Genomic DNA, 13629 nt, shown 5'->3' with positions numbered 1-13629 from the left:
TTCACCCCCCCCATCGTTCATCCGCTGTTGCCTGTTCCTGCCCTCGGCGCTTGCCGCGGGGCGGGCAGGTATTGCCCGCAAGCGACGACAATGACCCTACAAATCCCCCTTTCCGCGCTGTACCTGAGCTTGCCGTTGGCAGCCTGCCTGGCCGCAGTGCCAGTTACGGGCCACGCTGCGACCGCGGCGCTGGGTGGCATCGAAGGCCTGCCCAGTGAGTTCGAAGCGCACTTCTATGAAGTGCCGTTGGCCGTGAGGGTAGACCTGGACGGCCGCTATCTGGGTGATGCCATGGTCGTGCTCAGCCGGGATCAGCGCGTGCAACTGCTGGAATTCACCGAAACCGTCGACAGCCGAGAGCCAGAAAGCCTGAGGCGGCGCTGGCGCGAACGCCTGGTCGAAGGGCGCCCGCTGGGTGATTGCCAGGCTGACTGCCCAGATGGCCTGCGCGCAGTGCACTACAGCTTGGCCAATTCGCAATTGTCACTGCTTACCGACCAGGCCGAAGCGTCAACGGCAGACGAGCGTTATCACCGGCTTCCCGAACAGGGCAGCTATGGCCTGCTGGTGCGTAACCAACTCAACCTGGTCAATGATGGCCGGGTCACCAGCGGCCGCTATGCATTGCAAGGGCAGGGCAGCCTGGGTAACTGGACGACCCTGGCCGATGGCCAGCTTGACCGTGGCAGCGACAGCCAACAGGGCACGCGCTACCGGGTTGATCAGTTGTACGGTGAGCGACTGGTGCAGGACCACTTTTATCGCCTGGGCTATTTCACCCCCAGTGCCCAAGGCCTGACCCGCCAGCCACGGCTGATGGGTGCCAGCCCCGATACCACCCTGGGCCTGATGTTCGGCAGCAGCGACAGCCTGGCCACCGACAATGGCGCGCCCAGCGCGACGCCCATCTATGTCACGCCCAACCGCCCCGCCGTGGCGGAAATCTACCGCAACGGCGTACTGATCAATAGCCAGCCGGTGCAGCCCGGCCTGCAGACGCTGGACAGCAAAGTGTTGCCCGGTGGCATTTACGAAGTGGAAATCCGCCTGGTCGAGGACGGCCAGGTGACCTCGCGCAGCCAGGCATTCATCTACAAACCCGGCAACTGGCGCAGCACCGATGCCCCTTGGCGCTACAACCTGTACCTGGGGCGGCAGAGCAGCCTGTTGAGCAACTGGCAGCGTGACGCAGATGACAGCCTGGCGGCAGGCGTGCTGGCCAATTACCTGGTGCACCCACGGGCTATCCTCGGCGTCTCGGCGCAGCGCATCGACCAAACCCTGCAATACGGCACGTCGCTGGACTGGGATGTGCGCGACCGTTTCAAACTTTACGGCAACCTGTTCCGGGCCCAGGGCTACGGCAACGGCTATGACCTGCAAATGATCCACGCTGGTGAAAACAGCTCATTGGTGGCCAGCCAGAGCAGCACCTGGCAGACCCGCCCCGAGTCACTGCGTGATGACCGTCAGCCGAGCCGCTGGCAGGCGCGGCAAACCCAGACGTCGGTGTCTTACAACCATCGCCTCGACCCGCGCAATACCGCCAGCGTGCGTGTGTCGCACAGCAGTGGGGCCAGCGCCGGTACGGGGGTGGATTTGGGCTGGTCGTACTTCGGCCAGTTACTGGGGTCGCAGGCCAACTGGCGCCTGTCGCTGTTCGACCGGCCGGGCAACGCGGGTACCGGTGAGGCCCGCAGCCGCGGCGTCAACCTGAGCCTGAGCATGAGCCTGGGTGGCACGAGTGGGCGGCGCCTGTCGGCCAGCGTCGGCAGCCGTACAGCACGCGATGGCGGGCGTGACCTCAATGCCGCGGTGGCCTATCAGCAGGACGTCGACCTGGGCCCGTTGCGCAGCGTTGGCCTGACCGCCAGCGCCGACCGCTATGGCGCCGGCCTGGGTGGCGACACGCAGTTCGAGAGCCAGCAGCTGCACGGCGATGCCTATTTCCAGCGGTCTTCCTACAACGGTGAGTTCAGCGGCGGCCTCAACCTGGAAAGCATGCTGGCTGTCGGGGCTGGCAAGGCGGCGGTGAGCGGCCAGTACCTGCCGCACCAGGCTGGGCTTATCGTCGATGTCGAAACCGATATCCAAGGTTTGAAACTACGCGCTGACGACCGCCATGGCGGTACTGCCAATCTGCGGCCTGGGCGCAACCTGGTCCCGGTGGCCGCCTACAAGGCCGGACATGTGCAATTCGACCTTGAAGGCGCGCAAGCCACCGCCGCGGTGATTCAGCCTTCCAGTGTGGACTACCACCTCAACCGTGGCGGCATTGGCTACCGGCAGCTGCGGGTATTGCGCACGCTGACCGTCATCGGCCGCCTGCTCGACAGCCAGGGTCGTCCGCTGCGGGGCGCGCAGGTGATCAACCACGCCAGTCGCAGTGTCAGTGAGGCTGATGGGTTCTTCGCGGTGGAAATGAGCGAGTCCACACCCAGCCTGGAGGTGCGTCAGCAAGGGCAGGTCGTATGCCTGTTGACGCTGAATCTTACGCAGCTGGTACGTGAAGACGATGTGCTGTTGGCCGGCGACCAGCGTTGCACGCCGGCAAGTCTGGCCAAAGCCGCTGATAACGGGGGTGAGCCTGTTGAGAGCTAGCTCAGGGTCAGTAACAGAGCCGCCTTACCGTCGTTGCAGACGGCTCCTACATATCCTGCGATTGCTCCCGGTTTACGGTATGCCAATCGCTGCACTTATCCAAGGAACCTTCAAACGTGAATATCCATCGTCTGCTTGCCCTGGCCTTTCTGGTTACCCCGCTGGCAGCCATTGGGGCGCCCGAGCTTAACGTCGGCGCGTTGTACGATTACCTGGATTCCGGCAAAAGCACCTTGCTCAAGCGGGTGCGCAATAGCGGTGATACCACGGCGTTCGTCAAGGTAAGTGTCGCTGAGCTGGTGTACGACAGCGATGGCAATGCCCGCGAGGTTGACACCGAAGGCCTGCCGTTGGAGCAGCGCGGCCTGGTGGCCAGCCCGGCGCGGCTGATCGTGCCGGCGCAGGGCATGCAGGCGGTGCGCCTGGTGTACCGGGGGCAGCGCGATACAGAGCGCTATTTCCGCTTGCGCTTCGTCCCGGTACTGCCCGAGCTGGGTGATGGGTTCGCCGTGGACGAGGGAGAGGCCGAGCGTTACCGCAGTAGCCTGAAGGCTGGGGTCAATTTGCTGGCCGGCTATGGCACGTTGCTGTTCGTTCGGCCTGGCGAAACCCGGTTCCAGACGCCAGTGCAGCGCAAGGGCGGTAGCCTTACGGTCAGCAACGAGGGCAATGCCACTGTCGTGCTGGATCAGTTCCGGCAGTGCCAGGCGGCTGGCGTGGCCTGCGAGACTGCCACCAAACATCATGTGTTGCCGGGGCGGACACGGCAATTCGAAGGGCAGGCGGCCAAGGTTCATCAGTTTGAGTTGCATGAAGGCGAAGCGCGCAAGCGCATGGTGGTGGAAGGATGAGCAGCAGCACAGGGCGCTTGGCCCGCATCCGTCACTTGCGCGCCGGGCTGGTCGCAGGTTTGCTGGCATTCGCTCCCTTGGCCAGCGCGCTGGAGGTGACGCTCTCGGCGCAATACCGTGGGGGTGGGTCGGGGCGCTTCGAAAACACCACGCCGCCTGCTGATTTTTGCAGGGTCTGGGCTGGCCTGTGCGCCAGTACTGGCACCGTGAGCCTGCCAATTACCTACCAGAAGACAAGCATCAACCGTGCCCCTGACCTGCGTGATCGATATTTCGTGAAACTGCCGGGGCGTCGTGAAGTGGAGGTACGCCACCAACAGACGGGTGAGCCCAGGCAGATGACCTTCGAGGTCCGCTCCATCAGCCAGGAAGCTGTGCTGGGTGGCCCTTATAACCCCCTTAACGGCAGCTCCTCCGGCGGTTGTCGTGGCATGAACTCCGTCGGCAACCAAAGCCGCTTCAGATACCACACCTCGTTGGTCAACCCGCAAAGTCCGACCCCTTGTTTGATCAGCTACTCATGGGCGCCGGATGATCAGGTAGATACCACCACGGTACTGGACACGGGCATTTCCTTCGAGCTGGACATCCCCCCGCCGTATCGCCTGCGCGCCGGTATGTACCGCGGCAGCCTCACTTACACCATAGGCCCTGGGGGCGACTTTGATTTCGGCAACAACGTCACCGGCCTGAGCGGCGATACGTTGGTGATCAACTTCGAACTGGATGTGCAGCACGCTTTCATCTTCGAGTTCCCGCCTGGCTCGGAGCGCGCCGTGCTTGAGCCCAAGGGTGGCTGGCAGGCCTGGCTGGGCGGTGGCCAGCCCCCCGGGCTCATCTACCGTGACCTGCCGTTCCGGCTATGGTCCACCGGCCCGTTCAAAGCCTACAAGTTGTGCCAGCACTACACGGCAGGTACGTGCGGTATCCGTAACGACGCCAGCCACGAGGTGCCTGTGACCGTGGCCATTACCTTGCCCGGAGGTATCGAGCACCAGGGCCGGCCGGTTCAGCAACTGGCGTTGCCTAGCGGGCAGGCGGGTGCGTTGGCGTTCGAATCGGCGATGCCCACGCTCAATCGCCCTGGCCAGTTGCGTTTCCAGGTGGAGCGCAACGACGTGCAGGCCATGCTCCGATACCCTGGCGCCACCTATGCCGGCCAGGTAACCGTCGTTTTCGACGCTGAGCTTTAGCCCACCGCCATGATGCGCGAGGTTAACCTATGTACAAAGTCGTGGTGGTTGACGACCATCCGTTCATCCGGGCCACCGTGTGCATGCTGCTGCGCAAGGAACGGCTCGATGTCGTCGGCCAGGCAGACAATGGTATTGACGCGGTGCGGCTGGCGCGTGAGTTGGCGCCGGACCTGGTCATCCTCGATATCGCCATGCCCGGGCTCGATGGCCTTGAGGTAATCGCCCGTATCAAGGCCATGACGCAGCCGCCCAAGGTTCTGGTGCTAACGTCGCAATTGCCTGAAGCCTATTCGCTACGCTGCATGCAGGCCGGTGCAATGGGTTTCGTGGCCAAGACCGATGAGCTGGACGAACTTGGCAAGGCGGTGCGCGCCACGTTGTCGGGTTATACGTACTTCCCTGAAGTGGTGCTGAGTTCGGTGCACAAGCAGGACCTCAAGTTCACAGACGCGCAATGCATCGCCTCACTGACCGACCGTGAGCTGATGATCTTGCAGCAGCTCGCCCGCGGGCTGAGCAACAAGGCGATCGGCGAAGCCATGCTGCTGAGCAACAAGACCATCAGCACCTACAAAACCCGGCTGATGGAAAAACTGCGGGTCAACTCTTTGATCGACCTGGCGGACTTCGCCCGTCGCAATGCGCTCATCTAGTCGCTACCCGTGCCAATCCGCGTCCTGCTGCTGTGGCTGCTGTATTGCCTGAACCCGCTACCCGCTTTCTGCGCACCGCAGCTCTACACCCGGGGCGTGGAAACGGGCCCTGCGCTGGCGCTGGCCCCCGCCGACTTGCGCTGGCTGTGGGAGAAGCGCCATCTGACCCTGGGGGTAGTCGGCCGCGACAACCCGCCCTTCGACATGCTCGGCACCGGCCACGCCTACGAAGGCATCAGCGCCGAGTACGCCAGTGTGCTGGCCGAGAAGCTAGGCCTGGAAGTACGCCTGCGGCTGTTCGAGACCTACGACGCTGCCTTCGGGGCCCTGCGCAAGGGTAGTGTCGACCTGGTCAGCTCGGTAACAGCACAGCAGGCGCAGGAAGCCAAGCTGCGCCTGTCCAGCCCCTACATCGTTGACCAGCCATTGCTGCTGGCCAGTGAGCGGTTCGTCAGTGGTAACAGCGCAAGCCCGCGGCTGATAGCGGTTGAGGGGTATCGACCGTTGGCCCTGCTTCAGCACAACTATCCCAACGCACGGATCCAGCTGCACCCCACCCCCTACAGCGCCTTGGCGGCGTTACAGCTTGGCGAAGCCGAGTTGTTTCTAGGCAATGCCCTGAGCAGCCGCTATCTATTGGCCCGAGGGCAACTGCCAGGCCTGGAATGGGTCGACCAGCCCGATTTTGCAGCCCAGCCCATGGGATTTGCCATGCTCGGGGACCGCGGCCCATTACCCAGGTTGGTCGATGCCGTGCTGCAAGGCCTGACCGAACAGCAACATGCCCGCATTCGCGGACACTGGAGCCCACAGCCTGCCAGCCCGGTCAAACCCGGCCTGGTTGAACTCAGCGAAGCCCAGCAGCGCTGGATAGCGGAAAACCCCGTGGTCAAGGTGTTGCTCGGTGAGCACCAACTCCCGTTGAGCTACCGCGATGAGCATGGCCAGTTGCGCGGCTTGAGCATGGACTTGCTGCAACGCATCAGCCGCCTCACTGGCTTGCACTTCGAAGTGCACGGGGGCACAGACACACAGCACATGATCGAGCAAGTGCGCCAGGGCCAGGCCGACCTGATTGCCGGGCTTGGGTACAGCCCGGCACACGCCAGGCAACTGCGTTTCAGCCGCAGTTTTCTAAGCTTGCCGCTGGTGCTGGTAACGCGTAACGAGACGGTGGCCCCCAGCAGCCTGGCGCAGCTCGGCAGGCGGTCGCTGGCGCTGGTACGTGGCAGCGCCCAGGCGCAGACGCTGGCCAAGTCATACCCGGGTATCCGTCAGCGGCTCGTGCCTCATCCATTAGCTGCGCTGCAGGCGCTGGAGCAAGGCAAGGCAGGCGCCGCCGTGCTGCCACTGGACCAGGCATGCTCGCTGGTTGCACGTCACTTCCCCGGCAGGCTGCGTATCGCTGCCAGCTTGGCGTTGCCACCGGTGCACTTCGCCTTTGCCAGTAGCCATGCCGACGAAGAGCTGCTGGGTATTCTCGACAAAGCCTTGCTCGCGCTGCCCCCGGCAGAAATGGAGAGCATGCTGCGACGCTGGTGTAACCCGATGATCGTTGGCGACGGGCTATGGCGCCGTTATGGCGGGCGCATGCTGGCGGGCATCGCCTTGGCATGCAGCCTTCTGTTGCTGGCCCTGCTGTGGGTTCGCTACCTGCGGCGGATGCAGGTGCAATTGCATCGTGCAAAGCGCGAGGCCGAGGCGGCCAACCAGGCCAAGACGCAGTTTCTCGCGGCCATGAGCCATGAAATCCGCACGCCACTGCATGCCGTGCTGGGCATGCTGGAGCTTGCCCGACGCAAGGCAGGGCAGGGCGAACTGGACCATCTGGCCATCGAAGTAGCGGCGGATGCCGCTATCGGGCTGCAGGAGTTGATCGGCGATGTACTCGACATCACACGCATCGAAACCGGCCAGTTGCAGCTGGCACTGGTGCCGGTGAGCCTGCGCGAGCAAGTCGCCCGGGTGGTTCAGTTGTTCGAGCAACAGGCACGCGGCAAGGGGCTGGCCCTGGACATGGTGTGCAAGGGGGCGGTGGAAAACTGGGTGATGCTGGACCCGGTGCGTTTCAAGCAGGTCCTGGCCAACCTGGTCAGCAATGCAATCAAGTTCACCGCGCAGGGCAAGGTCCTGATCAGCCTGAATATGCAGGCTGCAGCCGGGCGGGCCAGTGTATTGCTCGAAGTCGCAGACACTGGCATAGGCATTGCCCAGGCCGAGCTGGAAAGCCTCGGGCAGCCTTTTCGCCAGGCCAGCAATCAGCGCCAGTCGCCACGCAGCAGTGCCGGGCTGGGGCTGGGGATCAGCCGCAGCTTGTGTGAAATGCTTGGCGGGCAATTAAGCTTGCACAGCGTGCTGGGCCAAGGGACGCGGATTGAAATCCGCCTGGACCTTGCGCTGGCAGCCCGGCCGGTGCAGGCCAAGCCGGCAACGCCGCAGGGGGATCCTGCCAGGCTGGCTGCCCTGCGCGTGCTGGTGGTCGATGACTACCCGGCCAACCGCTTGCTACTCGCGCACCAGTTGGCGTTTCTCGGTCACCAGGTACAGGTTGCCGAAGATGGCGATCAAGCCTTGCGCCTCTGGTTGCAGCAAACGTTCGATGTCGTCATCAGCGATTGCAACATGCCCAGGCTTGGCGGTTTTGCCTTGGCCCGGGCAATCCGCGAACACGAACGGCGCCGGGCCAGGCCGCGCTGTCGCGTGGTGGGGCTCACCGCCAGTGCCCTGCAAGAGGAGCGCCGTCGCGCGAGGCTTGCGGGTATGGACCACTGCCTGTTCAAGCCGCTGAACCTGGATACCCTCATGCAAACGTTGCAAGCTTTCCAGTACGTCACCCGCGAGCCAAACGAGCATTTGCCTGCCGTTGATCTGGCCCATTTGCGTAAGCTGGTATGCGATGACCGGGCTGTGCTGGTGGCACTGCTGGCCGATCTGGCCAGCAGTAACCTGGCGGATCTGGCGCAGCTCAGATACTCCAGCGACAACCCCTCGGCGCTCGTTGAAGTGGCGCACAGGGTGAAAGGCGGCGCACGCATTGTGCGGGCACAAGCGTTGGTCGCGTCATGTGAACGGCTTGAGGCCCAGTGTATGCAACGGCCGGCGGATGCGTTACAGGTGCGCCAGGCAGCCAGAGCGCTGGAGGAGACCATGCTGCGCCTGGACCGCTGGCTTGCCAGCTACCTCGCGGAGCATGCCCCGCTGCGCGAAGGCGGTACCGACCACACAGTCATGTCTGCCCATTCACTACCCTGATGAACCCTGCCAGCCCCCCAGGCCTTGATTAGACTCGCTGCACTACCTGCCAGAACAAGGCCAGCCACCATGCATAACCGCATCATGATCACCGGCGCCGGGTCCGGCCTCGGTCGCGAGATCGCCCTGCGCTGGGCGCGCGAGGGCTGGCGCCTGGCGCTGGCCGATGTCAACGAAAACGGCCTGCGCGAAACCCTGGAACTGGCCCGTGCCGCCGGCGGCGAAGGCTTCATCCAGCGCTGCGATGTGCGTGATTACAGCCAGCTCACTGCCCTGGCCCAGGCATGCACCGAGCAGTTCGGGGGCATCGACGTGATCGTCAACAACGCTGGCGTTGCGTCTGGCGGATTTTTTGCTGAACTGTCCCTGGAAGACTGGGACTGGCAGATCGCGGTCAACCTGATGGGCGTGGTCAAGGGCTGCAAGGCCTTTTTGCCGCTGCTGGAGCGTAGCAAGGGCCGAATCATCAACGTTGCATCGATGGCCGCACTGATGCAGGGCCCTGGCATGAGCAACTACAACGTCGCCAAGGCTGGCGTGCTGGCGCTTTCGGAAAGCCTGCTGGTGGAGTTACGCCAGCTGGAGGTGTCGGTGCACGTAGTGTGCCCGTCGTTCTTCCAGACCAACCTGCTGGACTCGTTTCGCGGGCCGAACCCGGCGATGAAGGCGCAGGTGGGCAAGCTGCTGGAGGGGTCGCCGATCAGCGCCGCCGACATTGCCGGGTACATTCACCAGCAGGTCGCCGCAGGCGAGTTCCTGATTCTGCCCCACGAGGCCGGGCGCCAGGCCTGGCAGCTGAAATGCCAGGCGCCTGAGCGGCTGTATGACGAGATGGCCGATATGGCGGTGAAAATGCGCGCAAAGGCCCCTTCGCGATGAAGGGGCTGTAGAAGCACTGACGGTGGCAGGGTGGTACAAGCCTGCGCCCGACAACACCCAGGCCGCTGATGCGCTAAACCGCAGCACTCAAGAACGCCCCGATTGTCGGGGCGTTTTCATTTCAGCGGTCGCCTGAAGTGGCTGTCAGCATCGGGTCATATCATCCCGAGCAACAGTAAGACCAGCAGAATCACCAATACCACGCCGATAATGCCGGACGGGCCATAGCCCCAGCTACGCGAGTGGGGGAAGACCGGTAAGCCACCGATCAGCAGCAGAATCAGGATGATGATAAGGATCGTGGTCATGGTGGAGTCCTTGCGTGGTTGAAGGGCAAGGGCCTCGAACTGCAGGCCTCTTGTTAAATCGGACCGGCGCCGCTTGCGAAAGATTCCATCGGTGTACCGCTTGTTCCGGCCGCTTCGCAGCACAATGCCGATAGGCCGGTGAAAGTGCGCGCCAAGTCCTGTTCGCGAGGAATAGTCTGTAGGGGAAGTTACCGTGAAATGTAGGGCTCTTCTGAATTGCAGTGGAACTATTGAGTAGCCGAATGCCTGGCAGGCAGTCTCCGGTTTTCCCTTTGGCAAGAGGATCGGAATATGTTGGTAATCGGGCGTGAAGTGGGGGAAATCATCGTGATTGGCGATAACATCCGCATCATGGTGGTGGATGTCCGGGAGGGCGTGGTGCGTTTTGGCGTGGACGCCCCGCGCTCGGTGCCGGTGCACCGGGCCGAGGTGTACAAGCGCATCAAGGAGGCAAAGCAAGGCGAGGCCTGATGTTGCCTTCAGCATCCCTGCGCAGTCTTGCCCGCGAAGGGGGCAGGGCCTGCTAGTCGAGCAGCTCGCGGGGCACGTCATGCTTGGCGAGCAACTGGCACTGCTGGCTTTCCAGGTCGAACAGGATGAATGCCTGGCCCTTCGCCAACGCCTGGCGCACCCGCAGTACGCGCGTCTCCAGCGGGGTATCGTCGCCGTTGTCGGTGCCATCGCGGGTGACGAAGTCCTCGATCAGCAGGGTCAGGGTTTCGGCTTGCAGTTGGTCGTAGGGGATCAGCATGGTGGGTCGTTTCTGAAGTAAGTGTGGCAATGCTACGCGAAACGTTCGGGAATTGGGGGGCTGCCAAGCAGTCCCCAAGGCCATCAGCCTTTATTGCCGACCAGGCTGTCCACCGCAGGCACCCGCGTGTCGCTTTCCATCTGTGCATCGTGCTCCAGCTGGTGGCTGAACCTTTCCAGCGAGGCATTGGCCGGCTGCGAGTCGCTGGCAAACACTGGCGGGCTCAACAAGTACGCCGACAGCAACCGGCTCAACGCCGCAAGGCTGTCGATGTGCGTGCGTTCGTAACCATGGGTGGCGTCGCAACCAAATGCCACTAGTGCGGTGCGGATGTCATGCCCCGCCGTCACCGCCGAATGGGCATCGCTGAAGTAATAGCGGAACAGGTCACGGCGCACCGGCAAGTCGTGGTCGCCGGCCAGCTTCAGCAAATGCCGGGACAGGTGGTAGTCGTAAGGCCCGGACGAGTCCTGCATGGCCACGCTTACCGCATGCTCGCTGGACGCCTGGCCAGGTGCCACTGGGGCGATGTCGATGCCGACGAACTCGCTGACATCCCAAGGCAGGGCGCCGGCTGCGCCCGAGCCGGTTTCCTCGGTGATGGTGAACAGCGGGTGGCAGTCGATCAGCGGCTGGCGACCGCTTTCCACCACAGCCTTCAGTGCCGCCAGCAATGCCGCTACACCGGCCTTGTCGTCCAGGTGACGGGCGCTGATATGGCCGCTTTCGGTAAACTCTGGCAATGGGTCGAAGGCGACGAAGTCACCAATGCTGATCCCCAGTGCCTCACAGTCGGCGCGGGTGGCGCAGTAGGCATCCAGACGCACTTCCACATGCTCCCAGCTCACCGGCATCTGATCGATGGCGGTATTGAAGGCATGCCCGCTGGCCATCAGCGGTAGCACGCTGCCACGGAACACGCCGGTATCGGTGAATACACTGACACGGCTACCTTCGGCAAAGCGGCTGGACCAGCAACCCACCGGTGCCAGCGCCAGGCGGCCGTTGTCCTGCAACTGGCGCACGCTGGCGCCGATGGTGTCCAGGTGGGCCGACACGGCGCGGTCGGGGGATGTCTGGCGGCCCTTGAGGGTGGCGCGAATGGTGCCGCGGCGGGTCAGCTCGAAGGGTATGCCCAACTCGTCCAGGCGTTCGGCCACGTAGCGCACGATGGTGTCGGTGAAACCGGTGGGGCTGGGGATTGCCAGCATCTCCAGCAGCACACGTTTGAGGTAGTCGAGATCGGGTTCGGGGAGTCGTTCGGACATGAGTACTCCTTAGAGTTGCGTTGACTTCTTCGCGGGCACGCCCGCTCCCACAGGGACCCCACAGGCCTCAGGAACTGTGGCGGGCCTGTGGGAGCGGGCGTGCCCGCGAAGAGGCCATCAGCGGTTACGCCAACGGCCGGCTATGCGGAAACAGCAGGTCGATAAAGCGCTCGGCCGTTGGCTGAGGTTCATGGTTGGCCAGGCCGGCACGTTCGTTAGCTTCGATGATCACGTACTCCGGCTGCCCGGCATCGCGCACCATGAAGTCCAGCCCGACCACAGGAATTTCCAGCGCCCGTGCAGCGCGCACGGCAGCGTCCGCCAGCACCGGGTGCAGGCGTTCGGTCACATCCTCCAGGGTGCCACCGGTGTGCAGGTTGGCGGTGCGTCGCACGGCCAGGCGCTGGCTGGCAGGCAACACATCGTCATAGCCAAACCCCGCGGCGCGCAGGGTGCGCTCGGTTTCGTCGTCCAGCGGAATGCGGCTTTCGCCGCCGGTGGCAGCCTGGCGCCGACGGCTCTGGGCTTCGATCAACTGGCGCACGCTGTGTTTGCCATCGCCCAGCACCTGTGCCGGGTGGCGGATGGCAGCGGCTACCACTTCGTAGCCGATCACCACGATGCGCAGGTCCAGCCCGGCATGGAAGCTTTCCAGCAGCACGCGGCTGTCGAACTGGCGAGCGTGCGCCACTGCGCGAGTGATGTCGTCGATGCAGGTCAGGTTAACCGCCACGCCCTGGCCTTGCTCGCCGTCGACCGGCTTGACCACCACCGCGCCATGTTCGTCGAGAAACGCCAGGTTGTCGTCGGCATTACCCGCCAGCTGCTGCGCCGGCACCTGCAGCCCGGCATTGCCCAGTGCGTGCTGGGTCAGGCGCTTGTCCTGGCACAAGGTCATGGTCACGGCACTGGTCAGGTCGCTGAGCGATTCACGGCAGCGAATACGCCGCCCGCCCAGGCTTAAGGTGAACAGACCGCCAGCGGCGTCATCCACCTGCACCTCGATACCGCGGCGCCGGGCCTCATCGACAATGATGCGGGCGTAGGGGTTGAGGTCCGCTTGCGGCCCGGGGCCAAGAAACAACTGCTCGTTGATGCCGTTCTTGCGCTTGACCGCAAAGGTGGGCAGGTTGCGAAAACCCAGCTTTTCATACAGGCGCTTGGCCTGGCGGTTGTCGTGCAGCACCGACAGGTCGAGGTAAGCCAGGCCACGGCTCATGAAGTGCTCGATCAGGTGGCGCACCAGCACCTCACCCACGCCGGGGCGGGTGCAGTGCGGGTCGACTGCCAGGCACCACAGGCTGCTGCCATGTTCCGGGTCGTCGAACGCCTTGGCATGGTTCAGGCCCATGACGCTGCCGATCACCGCGCCGCTGTCTTCGTCCTCGGCCAGCCAGTACACCGGTCCGCCCAAGTGCCGGGGCGTAAGCAGCTCGGCGTCGACCGGCAGCATGCCGCGCGCCTGGTACAGGGTGTTGATCGCTTGCCAGTCGGCGGGGTTCTGCGCCCGGCGCACGCGGAAACCGCGGAACACCCGCTGCGCTGGCCGGTAGTCGGTAAACCACAGGCGCAGGGTGTCGGACGGGTCGAGGAACAGTTGCTGCGGGGCCTGGGCCAACAACTGCTGCGGCGCGGCCACGTACAGGGCGATGTCGCGCTCGCCGGGGCTTTCGTCCAGCAGCGCCTCGGCCAGGCTGGCCGGGTCGGGGTAGGTATGGCCGATCAGCAGCCGGCCCCAGCCGCAGTGCACGGCACGCGGCTGGTCGTGGGGCAGGCTGCCGTCGCCGGCCAGGCGCGCCTGCAGGCGCTCGTAGGACGGCGCCTGGCCGCGCAGCAGGCGCTGACCGTATGCGATTTCATGGGCTTTCAT

11 protein-coding genes are annotated in these 13629 nt (G+C 64.0%); 7 read left to right on the top strand and 4 right to left on the bottom strand.

The window, feature by feature from the left end:
• Window positions 1-90: 90 nt before the first annotated feature.
• From E8E78_RS20960 to E8E78_RS20935, 6 genes are all read left to right on the top strand, one after another.
• Window positions 91-2601 carry a CS1-pili formation C-terminal domain-containing protein gene (locus E8E78_RS20960; RefSeq protein ID WP_059395315.1) on the top strand — a complete coding sequence of 837 codons (2511 nt, stop codon included), beginning with the start codon at window positions 91-93 and terminating at the stop codon, window positions 2599-2601.
• Window positions 2602-2717: 116 nt separating this feature from the next.
• Window positions 2718-3452: a molecular chaperone gene (locus tag E8E78_RS20955; RefSeq protein ID WP_059395314.1), complete on the top strand. Its 735-nt coding sequence runs from the start codon at window positions 2718-2720 to the stop codon at window positions 3450-3452.
• Window positions 3449-4645, top strand: coding sequence for a hypothetical protein (locus E8E78_RS20950; protein WP_059395313.1), 1197 nt, complete (start codon window positions 3449-3451; stop codon window positions 4643-4645). Before E8E78_RS20955 ends, E8E78_RS20950 begins: the two co-directional genes overlap by 4 nt.
• Before the next feature lie 29 nt (window positions 4646-4674).
• Window positions 4675-5301, top strand: coding sequence for a response regulator transcription factor (locus E8E78_RS20945; RefSeq protein WP_059395312.1), 627 nt, complete (start codon window positions 4675-4677; stop codon window positions 5299-5301).
• A gap of 9 nt (window positions 5302-5310) precedes the next feature.
• On the top strand, window positions 5311-8553 hold the full coding sequence (locus tag E8E78_RS20940; protein WP_280314985.1) for a transporter substrate-binding domain-containing protein: 3243 nt from the start codon (window positions 5311-5313) through the stop codon (window positions 8551-8553).
• Window positions 8554-8622: 69 nt separating this feature from the next.
• A complete protein-coding gene (locus tag E8E78_RS20935) occupies window positions 8623-9432 on the top strand; it encodes an SDR family oxidoreductase (protein ID WP_016501033.1) in 810 nt (269 codons plus the stop codon).
• Between the two features lie 155 nt (window positions 9433-9587).
• Here the strand turns inward: E8E78_RS20935 and E8E78_RS20930 are convergent, their stop codons facing one another.
• Window positions 9588-9740 carry a DUF3309 family protein gene (locus tag E8E78_RS20930; RefSeq protein ID WP_003252624.1) on the bottom strand — a complete coding sequence of 51 codons (153 nt, stop codon included), beginning with the start codon at window positions 9738-9740 and terminating at the stop codon, window positions 9588-9590.
• Between the two features lie 291 nt (window positions 9741-10031).
• Here E8E78_RS20930 and csrA point away from each other — a divergent pair, with 291 nt between their 5' ends.
• Window positions 10032-10211: a carbon storage regulator CsrA gene (gene csrA / locus E8E78_RS20925; protein WP_059395310.1), complete on the top strand. Its 180-nt coding sequence runs from the start codon at window positions 10032-10034 to the stop codon at window positions 10209-10211.
• Window positions 10212-10263: 52 nt separating this feature from the next.
• Here the strand turns inward: csrA and E8E78_RS20920 are convergent, their stop codons facing one another.
• From E8E78_RS20920 to ngg, 3 genes are all read right to left on the bottom strand, one after another.
• Window positions 10264-10491: a YheU family protein gene (locus E8E78_RS20920; RefSeq protein WP_059395309.1), complete on the bottom strand. Its 228-nt coding sequence runs from the start codon at window positions 10489-10491 to the stop codon at window positions 10264-10266.
• A gap of 83 nt (window positions 10492-10574) precedes the next feature.
• A complete protein-coding gene (locus E8E78_RS20915) occupies window positions 10575-11759 on the bottom strand; it encodes an osmoprotectant NAGGN system M42 family peptidase (RefSeq protein ID WP_003252630.1) in 1185 nt (394 codons plus the stop codon).
• Window positions 11760-11883: 124 nt separating this feature from the next.
• Window positions 11884-13629, bottom strand: a complete 1746-nt coding sequence (gene ngg / locus E8E78_RS20910) for an N-acetylglutaminylglutamine synthetase (RefSeq protein WP_059395308.1) — start codon at window positions 13627-13629, stop codon at window positions 11884-11886.

Source organism: Pseudomonas sp. BN505 (assembly GCF_029873175.1).
In the GTDB taxonomy this organism is placed as follows: domain Bacteria; phylum Pseudomonadota; class Gammaproteobacteria; order Pseudomonadales; family Pseudomonadaceae; genus Aquipseudomonas; species Aquipseudomonas putida.
Note: the sequence above shows the minus strand (reverse complement) of the source record. Positions and strands in the feature narration are given on the sequence as shown.

Excerpts from the sequence above, each read along its gene's own strand:
- E8E78_RS20960 (WP_059395315.1), top strand. The coding sequence starts at position 91 with ATGACCCTACAAATCCCCCTTTCCGCGCTGTACCTGAGCTTGCCGTTG.
- E8E78_RS20950 (WP_059395313.1), top strand. The coding sequence starts at position 3,449 with ATGAGCAGCAGCACAGGGCGCTTGGCCCGCATCCGTCACTTGCGCGCC.
- E8E78_RS20945 (WP_059395312.1), top strand. The coding sequence starts at position 4,675 with ATGTACAAAGTCGTGGTGGTTGACGACCATCCGTTCATCCGGGCCACC.
- E8E78_RS20935 (WP_016501033.1), top strand. The coding sequence starts at position 8,623 with ATGCATAACCGCATCATGATCACCGGCGCCGGGTCCGGCCTCGGTCGC.
- E8E78_RS20930 (WP_003252624.1), bottom strand. The coding sequence starts at position 9,740 with ATGACCACGATCCTTATCATCATCCTGATTCTGCTGCTGATCGGTGGC.
- csrA (WP_059395310.1), top strand. The coding sequence starts at position 10,032 with ATGTTGGTAATCGGGCGTGAAGTGGGGGAAATCATCGTGATTGGCGAT.
- E8E78_RS20920 (WP_059395309.1), bottom strand. The coding sequence starts at position 10,491 with ATGCTGATCCCCTACGACCAACTGCAAGCCGAAACCCTGACCCTGCTG.
- E8E78_RS20915 (WP_003252630.1), bottom strand. The coding sequence starts at position 11,759 with ATGTCCGAACGACTCCCCGAACCCGATCTCGACTACCTCAAACGTGTG.
- ngg (WP_059395308.1), bottom strand. The coding sequence starts at position 13,629 with ATGAAAGCCCATGAAATCGCATACGGTCAGCGCCTGCTGCGCGGCCAG.